Origin of the sequence: Micromonospora sp. KC721 (assembly GCF_004348355.1) — a bacterium.
GTDB lineage: Bacteria > Actinomycetota > Actinomycetes > Mycobacteriales > Micromonosporaceae > Micromonospora.
The window spans coordinates 1-16,669 of record NZ_SMJY01000135.1; the positions used below are offsets into that span (position 1 = coordinate 1).

General features: G+C 73.4%; 14 protein-coding genes. 7 read left to right on the top strand and 7 right to left on the bottom strand.

Annotated elements, in window-relative coordinates; all coding sequences use genetic code 11:
* Both E1182_RS21105 and groL read left to right on the top strand, forming a co-directional pair.
* On the top strand, positions 1 to 965 hold a 965-nt coding region (locus E1182_RS21105; protein WP_207921468.1), incomplete at its 5' end, for a hypothetical protein.
* 277 nt (positions 966 to 1,242) lie between these two features.
* Positions 1,243 to 2,865 (top strand): chaperonin GroEL, encoded by a 1,623-nt coding sequence (groL, locus tag E1182_RS21110; protein ID WP_132268030.1) that lies wholly within the window; start codon positions 1,243 to 1,245, stop codon positions 2,863 to 2,865.
* Between the two features lie 91 nt (positions 2,866 to 2,956).
* On the opposite strand, the gene E1182_RS21115 is transcribed toward groL, so the two are convergent.
* Together E1182_RS21115 and E1182_RS21120 are read right to left on the bottom strand one after the other, a co-directional pair.
* Positions 2,957 to 3,193, bottom strand: coding sequence for a hypothetical protein (locus tag E1182_RS21115; protein ID WP_243706339.1), 237 nt, complete (start codon positions 3,191 to 3,193; stop codon positions 2,957 to 2,959).
* Between the two features lie 78 nt (positions 3,194 to 3,271).
* A complete protein-coding gene (locus E1182_RS21120) occupies positions 3,272 to 5,695 on the bottom strand; it encodes a S8 family serine peptidase (RefSeq protein WP_132268032.1) in 2,424 nt (807 codons plus the stop codon).
* A 423-nt stretch (positions 5,696 to 6,118) separates the two neighbouring features.
* Here E1182_RS21120 and E1182_RS21125 point away from each other — a divergent pair, with 423 nt between their 5' ends.
* A complete protein-coding gene (locus tag E1182_RS21125; protein ID WP_132268047.1) occupies positions 6,119 to 7,936 on the top strand; it encodes a glycerol-3-phosphate dehydrogenase/oxidase in 1,818 nt (605 codons plus the stop codon).
* Between the two features lie 89 nt (positions 7,937 to 8,025).
* Positions 8,026 to 8,535: a hypothetical protein gene (locus E1182_RS21130; RefSeq protein ID WP_243706340.1), complete on the top strand. Its 510-nt coding sequence runs from the start codon at positions 8,026 to 8,028 to the stop codon at positions 8,533 to 8,535.
* A 74-nt stretch (positions 8,536 to 8,609) separates the two neighbouring features.
* Here E1182_RS21130 and E1182_RS21135 read toward each other — a convergent pair whose 3' ends face one another.
* Together E1182_RS21135 and E1182_RS21140 are read right to left on the bottom strand one after the other, a co-directional pair.
* Positions 8,610 to 10,010: an FAD-binding oxidoreductase gene (locus E1182_RS21135; protein WP_132268036.1), complete on the bottom strand. Its 1,401-nt coding sequence runs from the start codon at positions 10,008 to 10,010 to the stop codon at positions 8,610 to 8,612.
* Between the two features lie 84 nt (positions 10,011 to 10,094).
* Positions 10,095 to 10,742 carry a metal-dependent phosphohydrolase gene (locus E1182_RS21140; RefSeq protein ID WP_132268038.1) on the bottom strand — a complete coding sequence of 216 codons (648 nt, stop codon included), beginning with the start codon at positions 10,740 to 10,742 and terminating at the stop codon, positions 10,095 to 10,097.
* Between the two features lie 115 nt (positions 10,743 to 10,857).
* Between E1182_RS21140 and E1182_RS21145 the strand changes: the two genes are divergently transcribed.
* Both E1182_RS21145 and E1182_RS21150 read left to right on the top strand, forming a co-directional pair.
* Entirely contained in the window at positions 10,858 to 12,090 is a 1,233-nt protein-coding gene (locus E1182_RS21145; protein WP_243706342.1) for an aromatic acid exporter family protein, read from the top strand.
* A gap of 31 nt (positions 12,091 to 12,121) precedes the next feature.
* Entirely contained in the window at positions 12,122 to 13,573 is a 1,452-nt protein-coding gene (locus E1182_RS21150; RefSeq protein WP_132268042.1) for a PrsW family intramembrane metalloprotease, read from the top strand.
* A gap of 49 nt (positions 13,574 to 13,622) precedes the next feature.
* Here E1182_RS21150 and E1182_RS31220 read toward each other — a convergent pair whose 3' ends face one another.
* Positions 13,623 to 13,790, bottom strand: coding sequence for a hypothetical protein (locus tag E1182_RS31220; RefSeq protein ID WP_165942676.1), 168 nt, complete (start codon positions 13,788 to 13,790; stop codon positions 13,623 to 13,625).
* Positions 13,791 to 13,895: 105 nt separating this feature from the next.
* Entirely contained in the window at positions 13,896 to 14,243 is a 348-nt protein-coding gene (locus E1182_RS21155; protein WP_132268049.1) for a co-chaperone GroES, read from the bottom strand.
* Between the two features lie 158 nt (positions 14,244 to 14,401).
* Here E1182_RS21155 and E1182_RS21160 point away from each other — a divergent pair, with 158 nt between their 5' ends.
* Complete coding sequence (locus tag E1182_RS21160) at positions 14,402 to 15,700, top strand: AI-2E family transporter (protein WP_371687586.1); 1,299 nt, start codon at positions 14,402 to 14,404, stop codon at positions 15,698 to 15,700.
* Between the two features lie 196 nt (positions 15,701 to 15,896).
* Here E1182_RS21160 and E1182_RS21165 read toward each other — a convergent pair.
* The coding region (locus E1182_RS21165; RefSeq protein ID WP_243706341.1) for an ATP-dependent DNA helicase at positions 15,897 to 16,669 on the bottom strand (773 nt) is incomplete at its 5' end.

Below are 16,669 nucleotides of genomic sequence, written 5' to 3' on the forward strand. Positions count from 1 at the left end.
GCACCCTCCCGTATCCAGGAATGCCGTACCCCGGTCAGCCGTACCCGGCGATGCCGCCCGGTGCCGGGCCGTACCCGGGCTACCCGCCCTACGGCGGCCAGGTCCCGTACGGCTGGCCCGAGGTGGGCGGGAACCCCAACGATCCGCTGGTCAATCCGCCGTACGCCGGGGTGAACGGCTGGTTTGCCCGCTGCGCCGGGGCGGTGCGCCGGGGTTGGCGGCTGTTGGTGCCGCTGTTGTTCCTCACCCAGGTGCTGCCCAGCCTGGTGATCTCGCTGGTGGCGCTCGGGTTGAGCCCGTCCGCCGTGGAGCCGCTCCCGGCCGACGGTTCCCTGCCCGACGGCTTCTTCCGCGAGCTCGCCGTCTTCGGCGGTGTCATCGTCGTGGTCAGTGCGTTGGCCAGCCTGGTGCAGTGCGTCGGCTGGGCCGGTGGCACGTGGGTGGTGACCCGTCAGGCCGCCGGTGAGCCGGTCGCCCTCGCCGGCGCACTCCGTTACGGTCTGCGCCGCGCGCTCGGTCTGTGGGGCTGGCAGCTGCTGGTCTCGCTGCTGGTGGTGGCCGGGATGTGCCTCTTCGTCCTGCCCGGCGTCTACCTCGCCTTCGCGCTCGCCCTGGCCGGCCCGGTCTATCTCTTCGAACGGCACAACCCGATCGGCCGGTCCTTCCGCTTCTTCCACGACCGGCTCGGTCTGACCCTCGGCCGGGTCGGCCTGGTGGCGCTGGCGGTGCTCGTCGGAGCCGTGGGCGGGGGAATGCTGGAGGAGATCGTCACCGCGCCGTTCGGCCTCGATCCGCTCGCCTCGCCTGGCTCGGCCGTGGCGGTGCCCGGTCTGATCCTGGTTGCCGGGGTGCTGACCCTGCCGTTCCAGCTGGCCCAGCTCGTCGGGTTGGTCGCCGCGTACGCCGAGCAGCGGGCCCACGAAGGCCCGGTGGACGCCGCCCGACTGGCGGCGGAACTGGGCTGAGCGATCCGGAGTGTGCTTGCACTCGGCATGGGAGAGTGCTAAACAAGTCATTGGCACTCGCATCATGTGAGTGCCAATGGTCGGGGCGGTGGGGCCACGGCCGCGGGGGCGTTCCGCAACGTCTCCGGGGCACATGGCCGGTCGTCGCGGGCTATCCGGCCCGGCCGAAGGACGTCGTCGTCGCCAGGTGGCGACGTCCCAAGGTGCGTACACCAGGCGGCCCATCCGGGGCACAAACACTCGGGTGGCCCGTGAGTGTCCAGGAGGACAACGCCGTATGGCCAAGATGATCGCGTTCGACGAAGAGGCGCGCCGCGGCCTCGAGCGGGGCATGAACCAGCTCGCCGACGCCGTGAAGGTGACCCTCGGCCCCAAGGGCCGCAACGTCGTGCTCGAGAAGAAGTGGGGTGCCCCCACCATCACCAACGATGGTGTGAGCATCGCCAAGGAGATCGAGCTCGAGGACCCGTACGAGAAGATCGGCGCCGAGCTGGTCAAGGAGGTCGCGAAGAAGACCGACGACGTCGCCGGTGACGGCACGACGACGGCGACCGTCCTGGCCCAGGCCCTGGTCCGTGAGGGCCTGCGCAACGTGGCCGCCGGCGCCAACCCGATGGCCCTGAAGCGGGGCATCGAGGCCGCCGTGGCCAGCGTCTCGGAGGAGCTGCTCAAGCTCGCCAAGGACGTGGAGACCAAGGAGCAGATCGCCTCCACCGCCTCCATCTCGGCCGGTGACACCAGCGTCGGCGAGATCATCGCCGAGGCGATGGACAAGGTCGGCAAGGAAGGCGTCATCACCGTCGAGGAGAGCAACACCTTCGGTCTGGAGCTGGAGCTCACCGAGGGTATGCGCTTCGACAAGGGCTACATCTCCGCGTACTTCATGACCGACCCGGAGCGTATGGAGGCCGTCTTCGACGACCCGTACATCCTGATCGCCAACAGCAAGATCTCGTCGGTGAAGGACCTGCTCCCCATCCTGGAGAAGGTCATGCAGTCGGGCAAGCCGCTGCTGATCATCGCCGAGGACCTGGAGGGCGAGGCCCTGGCCACCCTGGTGGTCAACAAGGTCCGGGGCACCTTCAAGTCGGTCGCCGTCAAGGCGCCGGGCTTCGGTGACCGCCGCAAGGCCATGCTTACCGACATCGCCATCCTCACCGGTGGCCAGGTCATCAGCGAGGAGGTCGGCCTCAAGCTCGACGCCGCCGACCTCGGCATGCTGGGCCGCGCCCGCAAGGTCGTGGTGACCAAGGACGAGACCACCATCGTCGACGGTGCCGGCGACGCCGAGCAGATCCAGGGCCGGGTCAACCAGATCCGGGCCGAGATCGACAAGAGCGACTCCGACTACGACCGGGAGAAGCTGCAGGAGCGCCTGGCCAAGCTGGCCGGCGGTGTTGCGGTGATCAAGGTCGGCGCGGCCACCGAGGTCGAGCTGAAGGAGCGCAAGCACCGCATCGAGGACGCCGTCCGCAACGCGAAGGCCGCCGTCGAGGAGGGCATCGTCCCGGGTGGTGGCGTCGCGCTGGTGCAGGCCGGCAAGACCGCCTTCGACAAGCTGGACCTGACCGGCGACGAGGCGACCGGCGCGCAGATCGTCCGGATCGCGCTGGACGCCCCGCTGCGGCAGATCGCCGTCAACGCCGGCCTGGAGGGTGGCGTGGTCGTCGAGCACGTCCGCAACCTCGAGGCGGGCCACGGCCTCAACGCCGCCAACGGCGAGTACGTCGACCTGCTGGCCGCGGGCATCATCGACCCGGCCAAGGTGACCCGCTCGGCGCTGCAGAACGCTGCGTCGATCGCGGCGCTCTTCCTCACCACCGAGGCCGTCGTGGCGGACAAGCCGGAGAAGACCCCGGCCGCCCCGGCTGGTCCGGGTGGCGGGGACATGGACTTCTGAGTCCAGCTCCACCAGTACGCCGAGAAGGGGCGGGCCGCGTCAGCGGTCCGCCCCTTCCGCGTCCGTCAGGGCAGTGTCCGCTGGTTGCCCGTCAGGGCAGTGCCCGCTCGTTGCGCCGTTTCTGCGCCCGGTCGTACGGCGGAGGCACCGGGACAGGTTCGTCGACCACGGTGACCGGCTCGTCGGCCGCCTCGTTCGCGCCGGCCAGCTCCGCCAACTGCTCGGCGTCGCCGTAGTCCCGGCGGTCGAACGGCACCGGGGTGGGCGGGTCGCCGACCGGCGTCCAGGGGTCCGGCACCGTGTCGTCGCTCTGCTCGTCGTCCGTCATGACCGCCTCCTCTACCGAAACGGTAGGGGCCAGCGGTCACCGGCGCGGGTGAACCGTGGGATGTCGGGATCCACCCGGTCAGCCGGCCCGGGCCGCCCGGACCGCCGCGTACGCGTCGACGACCCCCGCGCCCTCGGCGGCGGGACCCGCCGCACAGGCGTCCGGGCCGGCCGGCGTCGCGGCGGGTTTCGCGGTTTCCCGCAGGATCCGCCCGGTGCGCTCCAGGTCGCCGACGAGTGCCGGGTTGGCCGACCACATCAGCGCCACCACCCCCGCCACCTGCGGGGTCGCCATCGAGGTGCCGGCCAGGGTGGCGTACCCCCCGCCGGGCATCGCGGAGAGCACGTCGGCGCCCGGCGCGACCAGATCGGGTTTGGTCGCCCCGCCGGTGGCCGGCCCTCGGCTGGAGAACTCGGCGACCTTCCGCTGCCGGTCCACCGCGCCGACGGTCAGCACGTCCGGGTACGGTGCGGGCGGATCGGCGATCGAACCACAGTACGGGCCGGTGTTGCCCGCGGCGGCGACCACCAGGATCCCGGCGGCAGCCAGCGCGGCGGTCGCCGGGCGCAGTGCCCGGGCGTCGCAGCCCTCGATGGACGGGCAGCCCCACGAGTTGGTCAGCAGGTCGGGTGCCCGGGCCGGACGACCGTCGGTGAACGGGTCACCGCCCGGCGGGAACGGGGCCAACATGAACTGGAGGCAGTCCAGGTAGCGGGCCGGGCTGCCCAGGTTGCGGTCCAGGTTGACGCAGCCCACCCAACCCGCGCCGGGGGCGACGCCGATCCCGTCCCGGCCGACGGCACTGCCGAGGGTGTGGGTGCCGTGCCCGCCCCTGTCGTACGGCGACCGGGCGCCCTCCCACGGGTCGTACCAGGAGTCGTCGCCACCCCGGAAGCCGCCGGCCAGCGCCGGATGGCGGCCGTCCACGCCCGAGTCGGAGCTGCCCACCACCACGCCCGTGCCGGTGACCCCCAACTCCGACCAGACCCGATCGGCGCCGATCATCCGGATGTTCCAGGTGGGGCCGGTGGGTGCGGGCCGATCGCCGGTGCTGGTCGCAGCCGGGGCCGGCAGCGGGCGGGGCCGCTGGCTGACCAGGACCCGGTCCACCTCGGGCCGGCCGGCCAGCCAGGCCCGTACGACCGGACCGCCGTCGGTCTCGATCGCGTTGACCAGGTAGTAGGGGGTCGGGTTCAGCCGCAGCCGGGTCAGTTCCCGACGCAGGTCGCCCTGGGTCCGCTCGGCGGTGGCGACCAGTCGCCGGTACACCTCGGCGGCGCGGGCGTCCCGGCCGGCGCGACCCGGCGTACCGGCGGGGACACCGGAGAGGTCCGCCTGCTCGCGCAACACCACCAGCAGCCGTTCGCCGTGCCACCCGGGTTGCCCGAGGCCGAGGTCGACCACCCCGACGGTGCCGAGCAGGACCGCCGCGACCAGCGCGGCCACCCGCCGGCTCGGCGCCGGGCCGCGTGGACGGGCCAGCAGCACGCCGTACCCGACGGCGAGCAGGACCGCGACGGCGAGTCCGCCGGCGGCGGCGACCGCCACCCAGAACGGCACGTCCCGGGTGGTGGCGAGCAGGACGGAGATCTCCTCCGGGTCGGTGAAGGCCAGCGGGCCGAGCAGCGCCAACCCGACCAGCCAGCGGATCCCGACGGTACCGGTCGCGCCGGTGCGGCGGGCCAGGACTCGGAGGGCGGCCAGGGTGAAGGCGACCGGCGGCACGGTGAGCAGGGCCGGTAGCTGCGCCCCGGACTGGCCGGTCCCGGCGGCGAGCAGCAGCAGGGCCACCCCGGCGACCAGGCCGCCGACCAGAACCGACCGGGCCGGTCGGGGCGGTGCGGTGAAGGCGAACAGCGGCCAGAACCGCTCGTCGAGCAGCGCCCCGGCGAGTACGCCCAGGGCCGCCGCGGCGGCCGCCGCGACCAGGGTCTCCAGCAGGCCGCCGAGCGCGCCGAGCCAGGCCCACGGCAGCAGCAGGGCCAGCCCGGCGGCCACCGCGAGCAGGTTCACCGGGCTTGCCCGCCGACTGTCGCCTGTGGCCGCCGGGTGACCCGCCGGGGCCGGCCCGGTGGTACCGGGGTGGGGCAGCCGGGCGGCGACGACGGCGAGCGCGAGCGCGGTGGCGGCCAACGCGGTCAGGTACAACTCGTGGTGTACGGGCGGCAGCGCCCGCAACGCCCCCAACGCGGCGAGGACGACCGCGGCGGCCAGCCAGGCGCGGCCGGTGGTGCGCACCGCGGCCGAGCGGGGCAGCAGCGTCAGCAGCAGGGCGGGTAGTCCGGTCAGCAGGACGGTGATCGCGCCGACCAGGGGCCAGAGCCACACCCACCGGTTTAGGCCGCTGGCCAGCCGGATCTGGTCGGCCAGCCATCCGGCGAGTTGGAACAGGGCGGTGGTGGCCACCGTCCAGACGCCGGCCAGCACCGCCGCCAGCACCACCCACGGGTTTCCCGACCGCTGTCCGGCGTCGCTTCCGGAGTCAGCTGCCTCGGCCCGCATCCGGAAACAGTACGACAGACGGCCGCATCGCTGCGCGGTCACCGTGCCGGTCGTACCCGCGCCGCCGGGTCGGGTCGACGGCGAGTAAGGCGAGTAAGAGGTGACGGTGAGTAGCTGAATGTCCAAGGTGGGCGGGGATGACGTGTCGGTGGCAGCCGGGCAAAGCGGTGCGGGACTCCGGGTCGGCGGAGCCCGGCAGGCGGCGGCGGTGGCAGGCAGTCGGGCTGGTCCTCCGGGATCCGAGCCGGCGATCCGGGGGGAGGCAGTGGATCATGATGCCCGGTATGTGGTCGCCAATGCCAGAATCAAGGGATACCTCTCATCACTCAGGGTGATTGATCGGGGCTGGCTGGGGCCGCTCCGGCTCCACCTCTGCTGCTCGCGCCCCCGGGCGGTTACCGTGGACGCGTGCGCGACCCCAACGTGACCCGATCCACCGCCGGCCAGCTCTCCCCACAGCGCCGCGCCGCAGACCTGCGCCGGCTGCGCGCCGAGCGGTTCGACGTGCTGATCATCGGCGGTGGCGTCACCGGGGCGGGCGCCGCGGTCGACGCCGCCTCCCGAGGGCTCAAGGTGGCCCTGGTCGAGGCGCGCGACTACGCCGCCGGCACCTCCAGCCGATCCAGCAAACTGATCCACGGCGGCCTGCGCTACCTGGAGCAACTGGAGTTCCACCTGGTGCACGAGGCGCTGACCGAGCGCGGTCTGCTCGCCACCCGGCTCGCCCCGCACCTGGTACGGCCGGTGCCGATCCTGGTGCCGCTGCCTGCCGGACGTGGCCTGCGCGACCTGCCGGCCCGGGCCTTCCGTCGGGCCTACTACGGCGCGGGGGTGGCCACCTACGACGCCTTCGCCGGGGTGTTCGGCGGTGGCCGGGGAATGCCGCTGCACCGGCACCTGACCCGCGAGGGCGCCCGCCGGATCTTCCCCAGCCTCAGAGCCGAGGGGCTGGCCGGAGCCATCCGCTACTACGACGGTCAGGTCGACGACGCCCGGCTGGTGGTGACCCTGGCCCGCACCGCGGCCAGCCTCGGCGCGACCGTGGTGAGCAGCGCCCGGGCCGTCGGGCTGATCCGGCAGGCCCGCGAGGTCACCGGGGTCCGGGTCCGTGACCTGGAGGCCGCCACCGACTCCCCGGACGCCGAGTTCGAGGTACGCGCCCGGACGGTCATCGGCGCGACCGGCGTGTGGAGCGACGACATGTCGCGGATGCTCAACGACGTCGGGCTGCGTCCCGGCATCCGGGTCCGCGCCTCCAAGGGCGTGCATCTCGTCGTACCCCGCTCAGCGATCGTCGGGGAGACCGGGCTGATCGTACGGACCGCCACCAGCGTGCTCTTCGTGATCCCCTGGGGCGGACACTGGATCATCGGCACCACCGACACCGACTGGCGGCTGGACCGCTCCCACCCGGCCGCCTCCGCGCGGGACATCCAGTACCTGCTCGACCAGGTCAACACCGTCCTGGAGCGGCCGCTGTCCACCGCGGACATCGAGGGCGTCTACGCCGGGCTGCGCCCGCTGCTGGCCGGCGAGGCGGACTCCACCTCCAAGCTCTCCCGTGAGCACGCCGTCTTCGAGCCGATGCTCGGGCTGCTCCTGGTCGCCGGCGGCAAGTACACGACGTACCGGGTGATGGCCTCGGACGTGGTCGACCGGGCCGCCTACCGGCTGGGCGGGGTGCGGCCGTCCCGCACGGCCGACCTGCCGCTGCTCGGTGCCGACGGGTACGCGGCGATGTGGCGGGACCGCGCCGACCTGGCCCGCCGACACGCGGTGCCGGTCGGGGTGGTCGAGCACCTGCTGGAACGGTACGGCACCCTCACCCTGGAACTGCTGGCGCTGATCGAGGCCGACCCGCTGCTCGCCTCGCCGCTGGCCGGCGCCCCGGAGTACCTCGCCGCGGAGGTGACGTACGCGGCCCGGGCCGAGGGGGCACTGCATCTGGAGGACGTGCTGACCCGGCGTACCCGGATCTCCATCGAGACCGGCCACCGAGGACTGGAGTCGGCGGAGCACGCGGCGGAGTTGATGGGCGCGGTGCTGGGCTGGGACGCGGCGATCCGCCAGCGGGAGGTCGCGCACTACCGGGCCCGGGTCGAGGCGGAACGGGAGTCGCAACTCATGCCGGACGACGCCACGGCCGACGCGGCTCGGCTCGGCGCACCCGACGTACGCGGCTTCGCCGCCGATCGGGGCACCGACGGAGACAGCGTGGAACTCCCGACCTCCTCCCGGTGACCGGCCGGGGCGACGAAACACCACAGATATCGACGGTTGTCCGTCCGATGGGTACCAACGCTTACCTGCGGTGGGGTAAGTTGCCGCGCGTGGCTCCCACTCAGTGGTTCCGTGTGCTCACGGTCTGCGCCGGTGCCGTCGTCCTGGCGGTCACCCTGACCGCCTGCTCGGTGTTCGCCGGGGACGAGACATCCACCCGGGATCCGAAGGGGACCGGTGCCGGGGGTTCTTCCGGGGCCAACCGGGTCAGTCTGGTGCAGAAGCTCGGTCAGGACGGTCCACTCCGTTCACTCGACGTGGAGCCCGACGGCCGGTGGAAGTGCGACGACTGCGCCGGTGACGGGGTCACATCGACCGGGACGCTCAAACCGGAGCAGGTGCAGCGGCTGCACGGGCTACTCGCCGATCCCCGGCTGGCCCAGGAGACCGACCAGGTGCGGCAGTACCGAGCCACCTGCATCGACGCGCTGACGTCCAGCCTGCTCACCACGGTCGGCCTGATCACCTCTCAGGACTGCCCGGGCGAGGAGCGCCCGCCGGTGGCGTACGAGATCCTGCTGCTGCTCACCCAGGCCACCCCGGCAGAGCCGACCGCCTGAGGCCGGGGCCAGGCTCACAGCGCCGCCCGTCGTTCGCGACTGCGGGGCTCGCAGAACCGGCTCACTCCTCGCGCTCACAGCACCTTGCCCGGGTTGAACAGCCCCTCCGGGTCGAGCGCCGCCTTGATCGCCTGGTGCACCCGCACCCCGACCGGGCCGATCTCCCGGGCCAGCCAGTCCCGCTTGAGCAGCCCGACGCCGTGCTCGCCGGTGCAGGTGCCGCCGAGCGCCAGGCCGAGCCGCATGATCTCGTCGAAGGCCCGCCGGCCCCGTGCCACGCTGGCCGGGTCGGCCCGGTCGACCACGATGTTCGGGTGCATGTTGCCGTCCCCGGCGTGTCCGACCACGCCGATCGGCACGTCGCACTCCTCGGCGATCCGGGCGATCCCGTCGAGCAGCGCGGCCAGGGCGCCCCGCGGCACCGCCACGTCGTCGATGACCAGGCCGCCGTTGCCGCCGGGAAACGCCTCGGCGGCGAATTTCTCCATCGCCGGGTGGGCCAGCCGGCGGGCCTGGAGCAGCGCCGCGGCCTCGACGGCGTCGGTGGCCGCGTACACCTCCTCGGCGCCGGCCGCCGCGCAGACCTCGGCGAGCCGGGCCAGGTCGTCGGCCGCGCGTACGCCGGTGTCGGCGGCGGCCAGCAGCAGCGCCCGGGCGTCGGTGCGCAACCCCATCGGCCGGTACGCCTCGATCGCCCGCAGGTGCGTCCGGTCGAGCAGCTCCAGCAGGCTGGGGCTGAGCCCCTGGGCGGCGATGTCGGCGACGGCCACTCCGGCCTCCGCCGTGGAACCGAAGACCGCCACCATGGTCAGCGACTCCTCGGGGACCGGCCGCAGCGACACGGTGACCTCGGTGATCACCCCGAGGGTTCCCTCCGAACCGACGAAGAGGCGGGTCAGGTCGTACCCGGCGACGCCCTTGGCGGTGCGCCGACCGGTCCGCAGCACCTCACCGGAGGCGAGCACCACCTCCAGCCCGAGCACGTACTCGGTGGTGACGCCGTACTTGACGCAGCACATCCCGCCGGCGTTGGTGGCGACGTTGCCGCCGATGGTGGAGGACTCCCAGGAGCCCGGATCCGGCGGGTAGCGCAGGCCGTGCTTCGCCACCGCGCCGGCCAGGGTGGCGTTGACCACCCCGGGCTGCACCACGGCGATCCGGCCCACCGGGTCGATCTCCCGGATCGCGTCCATCGCCACCGTGCTCAGCACCAGCGCGCCGTCGACGGCGTTCGCCGCGCCGGCCAGGCCGGTCCGCGCCCCCTGCGGCACCACCGGTACGCCGTGCCGGGCGGCGGCCCGGACCACCGCCACCACCTCCTCGGTGCTGCGCGGCCGGACCACCAGCAGCGGCGTCCCGGCGGGGCAGAGGTCCGCCTCGTCGCGGCGGTGCATCCGCAGCAGATCCGGGTCGGTGAGCACGGCGTCGTCGCCGAGCGCCGCGCGCAGGTCGTCGAGGAGAGGGGAGCCAACCATGCGGGGAAGGCTAATCGCCGGCGGAAGGGGCGGCCATGTTTGTGCGACCGGTCGATCTGGCGGCGTGGTCGTACCCGTGCCTGATCAACCCGGTCGGCGGAGGGCGGCCAGCTCGCGGGCGAGGTTGGCGCGGGCGGGAGCCTCCCCGGCTGCGGCCAGCGGCGGCAGCCGGAACAGCGCGGGGAGGGCCAGCAGGGACTCCAGCACCCGGGCGCGGCCGGCGCGGAAGTCCGGTTCCGGTACGTGCGCGTACTCCCGGCGGATCGCGGCGGCGTACGCGTCGTACGTCTGCCCGGGCGCGGCCAGGATGGTGAGGTCGGCGTCGCAGAGCAGCGCCGCGTCCCGGTCGTCGGCGGTGACCGCGTGCCCGGCGGTGGCCAGGACCAGCCGGCGGACCTCGGCGACCGCGGCGGCGGGCACCCCGGTCCGGGTCAGCAGCGTGTCGGCCAGTGTGGCGCTGTCCCGCTCGTTGGCGTCACCGACGGCGCGCGGGTCGTAGACCGCGTCGTGGCACCAGGCGGCGAGCCGGACCAGATCCGGCCGCTCGGCCCACGTCGCGTACCCGTCGACGACATCCAGCACGGCGGCGAGGTGGCGCGGGGTGTGGTAGTGCCGGTGCGGCTCCCGCCAGCGGGCGAGCAGTTCCTCGCCGGCCCGGGTCAACGTCTGGTCGTGGCCGGTGGCCCCGGCGCCCCGCGCCGCCGTCCGCCAGCGCCCGATCAGCTCGCTCACCTCGCCGAGTCTGCCGCACCGCGGCGGGTGGCTACGAATCCGTCCGGCGGAATGAACCGCCCGGGCGTGGGTAGTCCCGGCCATGGCCGTGGCCCGGGACCGACGACCGTCGCTGATGCGCCGGGTCGGCCTGCGCGACGCTTCGACGGACGTCGACTCCGCGCGGATCGCCGCGGCCCTGGAACAGCTGCGCCACCGGGGTCGGGCCACCCTGCACGACCGGCTGCACCGGGTCCGCATGTCGTTCGGCCTGGCCGTCCAGGCCGGAGTGGCCGCCGCCCTGGCCTGGTTCGCGGCATACGAGCTGCTGAACAACCCGCAACCGGTCTTCGCGCCGATCTCGGCGGTCGGCACCCTGGCCGCCTCGGTGGGCCAGCGCCTGCGTCGCACCGTCGAGCTGATCATCGGGGTGGCGGTCGGGGTCTTCCTCGGCGACGTGCTGATCTACCTCCTCGGCACGGGCGGCTGGCAGCTCGGGCTCGTGGTCACCTCGGCCATCGTGCTGACCATCTTCTTCGGCGGCAGCGTGGCCATCGTCATCCAGGCCGCGGCCACCGCGGTGCTGATCGTCACGCTCAGCCCATCCACCCAGGACCTGGAGATACCCCGCTTCGTCGACGCTTTCGTCGGCGGCGGGATCGCGCTGCTGGTGACGGCGATCCTGCTGCCGCTCAACCCGCTCCGGGTGATCAACCGGGCTGCCCGGCCCGCGCTGGACCTCCTCGCCAACCAGCTCGACAACTGCGCCGCGGCGCTGCGCGAGCGGGACCGGGACAGCGCCCAGCGGGCCCTGGAACGGCTCCGGGAGAACAAGGAGGAGCTGGCCGCCTTCACCGAGGCGATCGAGGGCGCCAAGGAGACCATCACCATCTCCCCGGCGCGCTGGCACCGCCGCGACGAGCTGACCCACTACGCGGAGGCGGCCGACCCGGTCGACCGGGCGATGCGCAACAGCGGCACCCTGATCCGGCGGGCGGTCACCCTGATCGAGGACGAGGAGGCGATTCCCGAGCCGATGCCCGACGCGGTGGCCCATCTCGCCGAGTCGGTACGCCTGCTGCGGCACGAGTTCGCCGCCGGTGAGGAACCGAGGAGGGCGCGGGAGCGGTCGCTGCGCGCGGTCAGCGAGGCGGGCCGGGCGTACGCGCAGGGGGTTGGCTTCTCCGGCAGCGTCGTGATCGCCCAGGTGCGCACCACCGCCAGCGACCTGATGGTCGCCTCCGGCATCTCCCAGGAGGACGCGAACCGGTTGGTCCGGCAGTCCTTCGGCGACCAGGAGAAGCCGGCCGGCGAGTCGGCGGGGCAGTCCGTGGCCCCGAAGCCGCCCGCCGCCCCGCCGGTGGGCTGAACCGCCCGACACGAGTGACTACGCTGACCGCATGGCCGTCACCCCGCCCGGCTGGCCCGTGCCGCCGCCGCCCGCGCCCGCCGTCCCACCACCGGGAGCGGTCGCGCCCGGGATGCCGTCGCGCCGGCTCGGCTGGCGACGGGTGCTGGTGCTGACCGGGGTGGTGCTGTTGATCGCCGCCTGCGCGGTCTACATGCTCTACACCCTGGGCACCAACCTCGGCCTGGACGCGCTGCTGGTCGGGGTTGCCGCCGCGGTCCTGCCGGTGCCGGTCCTGGTGGCGTGCTTCCTCTGGCTCGACCGGTACGAACCGGAACCGTTGAAGTATCTGGTCTTCTGCTTCGCCTGGGGGGCGTTCGTCTCCACCGCGGCGTCACTGACCGTCAACAACGCCGGCGCGCAGCTCTTCGAGCGCTGGGAGCTGCCCTCGGCGCTGACCGCGGTGCTGGTCGCCCCGTTCATCGAGGAGCTGACCAAGGCGCTCGGCCCGATCCTGCTGCTGGTCTTCCGCCGCCGCGAATGGTCCGGCATCACCGACGGTCTGGTCTACTGCGGCCTGTCCGCGGTCGGGTTCGCCATGGTGGAGAACATCCTCTACCTGGGCGGTCTCGGCTACGCCTCCGGTGTCGACGAGTGGGGCCCGGCCACCGGAGTCCGCAACGTCATCATCATCTTCATCACCCGGATCCTGTTCTTCGGCTTCGCCCACCCGCTTTTCACCTCGATGACCGGGGTGGGACTCGGCATCGCCGCCCGTACCGCCGACCGGCGGGTGCGCGTCCTCGCCCCGGCGGCCGGCCTGTTGCTGGCGATGATCCTGCACGGCACCTGGAACCTGCTGCCGTCGCTGGTGCAGGCCACCGGCCAGGCGGCGATCTTCTTCTTCGGCATCGTCGCGCTGATGGTGCCGATCTTCTTCGGCATGGTCGGCTTCGCGGTCTGGCTGCGTGCCTGGGAGGGGCGGCTCACCGAGCGGGTCCTGCCGGACTATGTCCGGGCCGGCTGGCTCACCCCGCCGGAGGTGGCCGCGCTGGGCAGCCTGGGCCGGCGGCACGCGGCGCGGGTCTGGGCCCGCCGGGTCGCCGGTGAGCCGGGCCTGCGGGCGATGCGCGGCTACCAGTTCGCCGCCACCCGGCTGGCGTTGCTGCGCGACGGCATGCGTCGAGGACTGGACCGCAAGGTGGCCGATCGGGAGCGTACCGCCCAGGAGGAGCGGCAGTTGCTGGAGGCGATCAGCGCGTACCGGTCGTTCTTCGTGGGACGGGATCCGCAGGCCCCGGTCGGGATCTGGGACGGGCAGCGCTACCACCTGCGCTTCCCGGACGGGTCACAGCGCCCGGTCGAGGCCCCGGACTCGCCGGTGGTGCCGATCCCGGTGGTGCTGGTCCCGCCGCCGCCGTACCCGGGGCACCCGGCCGGTCACGGCCCGTCCCACTGGCCCGGCCCGGGTCCGGCCGCGCCGTGGCCGACCGGCCGGCCCTGAGCCGGCTCGCGCCCGTTGTTGCTCGGCGCGGATCAGGCCAAACCGCCCGTCAGGTCATCAGGGTGGTGAGGAAGTCGCCGAGCCCCTGGGCCATGGCCATCAACCCCGCCCCGATCGCCTTGAACATCTGGGCGGCGCCGTCCGGCCGGAACGCCATGAAGTAGATCAGGAAGGCGACGCCGCCCCAGAGCAGCAGCTTCTTCACGAGTACCGGCATCGTCCCTCCCCAGGGGCGCTGGATGCGCCTGGCTTCCCACCGGGAAGCGGCACAAACAGCCGCGCCCGGTGGCGGGGACGGCGGACGGATCACCCGGCCGGGTGGCTACAGGTAAAGGCCGGTGTTGCCGGTGGGCTCGTTCTCCACCCGTTCGGCGGCGACGGCGTGCACGTCACGCTCCCGCAGCAGCACGTACCCGCGGCCGTGCAGCTCCACCTCCGAACGGTCGTCCGGGTCGAAGAGCACCCGGTCACCGGAGACGATCGAGCGGACGTGCGGGCCGACGCCCACCGCGGTGGCCCAGGCCAACCGCTTGCCCATGGCGGCGGTGGCCGGGATCACGATGCCGGCGGTGGAGCGGCGCTCGCCCTCGCTTCCCTCCATCCGCACCAGCACGCGGTCGTGCAGCAGGCGGATCGGCAGGCCGGAGTCGAGATTCTGGTCGGCGGTCACGCGAAGACGCTACCGCGTGCCCCGGTTACGGTCGTCTGGTGGTTGAGCCCGGCCAGCCGGGGCACTGTGTGGCGGAACTGCCATACGGTGACGGCTGTCGGACGTACCCTGTCCGGACCGTCGTGCTTGGCGGCCCGGTTTCTTCCCAGGAGGTGTGCTTGAGCCGCTTCGAGCGGGTACGCGCCGGACTCCGCCGCGCGTACGAGTCGGGACGGGAGTCGGTGCGCGGTGCCCGCACCGGCGCCACCGCAGGGCCGGCGGAGCCGGGGGTGGCCTCGCCGGCGTCCCCCGGGCCCGTGGCGTCGCCGTCGGCCACCGTCGTCGGCGCCGAGCCCCCCGGCGAGTTGCACAACTCCACGACCAGCCGCGACGACGCCGACGTGCCGCACGCACTGCGGATCGCGGCCGCCTGGTCCTGGCGACTGATCGTGATCGGTGTGGTGGCCTGGGCGCTACTCAAGATCGTCGGGACGATCAGCATCGTGGTCATTCCCCTGGCGGTCGCGCTGCTGCTCTCCGCGCTGCTCGCGCCGGCGGTGGGCTGGCTGCTGAGGCTGCGGCTGCCGAGGTCGCTGGCGACCGGAGTGGTGCTGGTCGGCGGCCTGGCCGCGGTGGTCGGCACGCTGACCCTGGTGGTCAACGAGTTCATCCAGGGTGTGCCGGAGCTGAGCGAGAAGTCGTCGCAGGGCGTACGGCAGATCCAGAACTGGCTCAAGACCGGCCCGCTGCACCTGTCGGACAACCAGCTCGACCGGTACATCGACGAGGGTCAGGCGTGGGTGAACGCCAACACCGAACGGTTCACCAGCGGCGCGCTCTCCACCGCGACCACCCTCGCCGAGGTGCTGACCGGGGCCGTCCTGGTGCTCTTCGCCACCTTCTTCTTCCTCCGTGACGGCAACAACATCTGGCGTTTCCTGGTCCGGCTGCTGCCGGTGGCGGCGCGCTGGAAGGTCGACGACGCGGGCCGGGCCTCCTGGGCCACGCTCGGCGCGTACGTCCGGGCCACCGTGCTGGTCGCCTTCATCGACGCGGTCGGGATCGGCATCTTCCTGGTCATCTTCAAGGTGCCCTTCGCGTTCCCGCTGGCCGCGTTGGTGTTCCTGGGCGCGTTCATCCCGATCGTCGGGGCGACGCTCTCCGGCGGGGTGGCGGTGCTGGTGGCGCTCGTCGACAGCGGCCCGGTGACCGCGCTGATCATTCTGAGCGTGGTGATCGGGGTGCAGCAGGTGGAGGGGCACGTACTCCAGCCGTTGATCATGGGTCGGGCGGTGGCCATCCACCCGCTCGCGGTGATCATCGGGATCGCGGCCGGCGTGGTGCTGGCCGGCATCACCGGTGCGCTGGTCGCGGTGCCGCTGATCGCGGTGCTCAACACCGCCGTACGCCGGCTGGCCGCCCGTTCCGTGCCGGACACGCCGCCGGACGCGGTGGTGGTCGCCGCCCAGGCGCCCTGACCTGTCGTACCGTCGGCACCCGCGTGGCCCCGCGAACGTCGCGGTTCGCCGTCGGCGTCCGCGGGGTCGCTCGCGAGGTCGCCGCTATCTGCGCCGTCTGACGCCGCGGACACTGCCGTTTGCGGCATTCCGCGCCAGCCCAGCCCAGCCCAGCCCAGCCCGGCCCGGGGTCAGGGCCGGGTCAGGGCGGCGCCGGTCAGGTCTGGGCCAGGCGTTCGAGGGCGCCGCGGGCCACCTCGGGCCGGGTGGTGTACCAGAACGGCGGCAGCGAGCGGCGCAGGAACGGTCCGTACCCGCGCGCGGTCTCCAACCGGGAGTCGAGCACCGCGACCACGCCCCGGTCGCCGGTGGACCGGATCAGCCGCCCGACGCCCTGAGCCAGTCGGACCGCCGCGATCGGCACGCTGACCGCCGAGAAACCGGAGCCGCCGCCGGCGTCCACCGCCGCGGCCCGGGCCGCCGCGAGCGGCTCGTCGGGCCGGGGGAAGGGCAGCCGGTCGATGACCACGAGCTGGCAGGAGTCACCCGGCACATCCACTCCCTGCCAGAGCGACATCACCCCGAACAAGCAGCTCGACCGCTCCTGGCGGAACCGGCGGACCAGCAGGGGCAGCGCCTCCTCGCCCTGGAGCAGCACCGGCAGATCGGTGCGTCCCCGGACCAACTCCGCGGCCTGCTGCGCGGCCCGTCGCGACGAGAAGAGCCCGAGGGTACGCCCACCGAGCGCGCCGACCAGCGCCAGCAACTCCTCGCCGGCCACGTCCGGCAGCCCGGACACGCTCGGGCGGGGCAGGTGCGCGGCGACGTAGAGGATGCCCTGCCGGGCGTAGTCGAACGGGGAACCGACGTCCAGCGAGCGCCAGCCGGGCCCTTCGGTGGCCGGAACGGTCCCGGTGGCGGCCCGACTGCCCGGCGCGGCAGCCACCGGGGCGGTGGGGACCGCCGCGTCACCCCGGGCGGTGCTGGCGG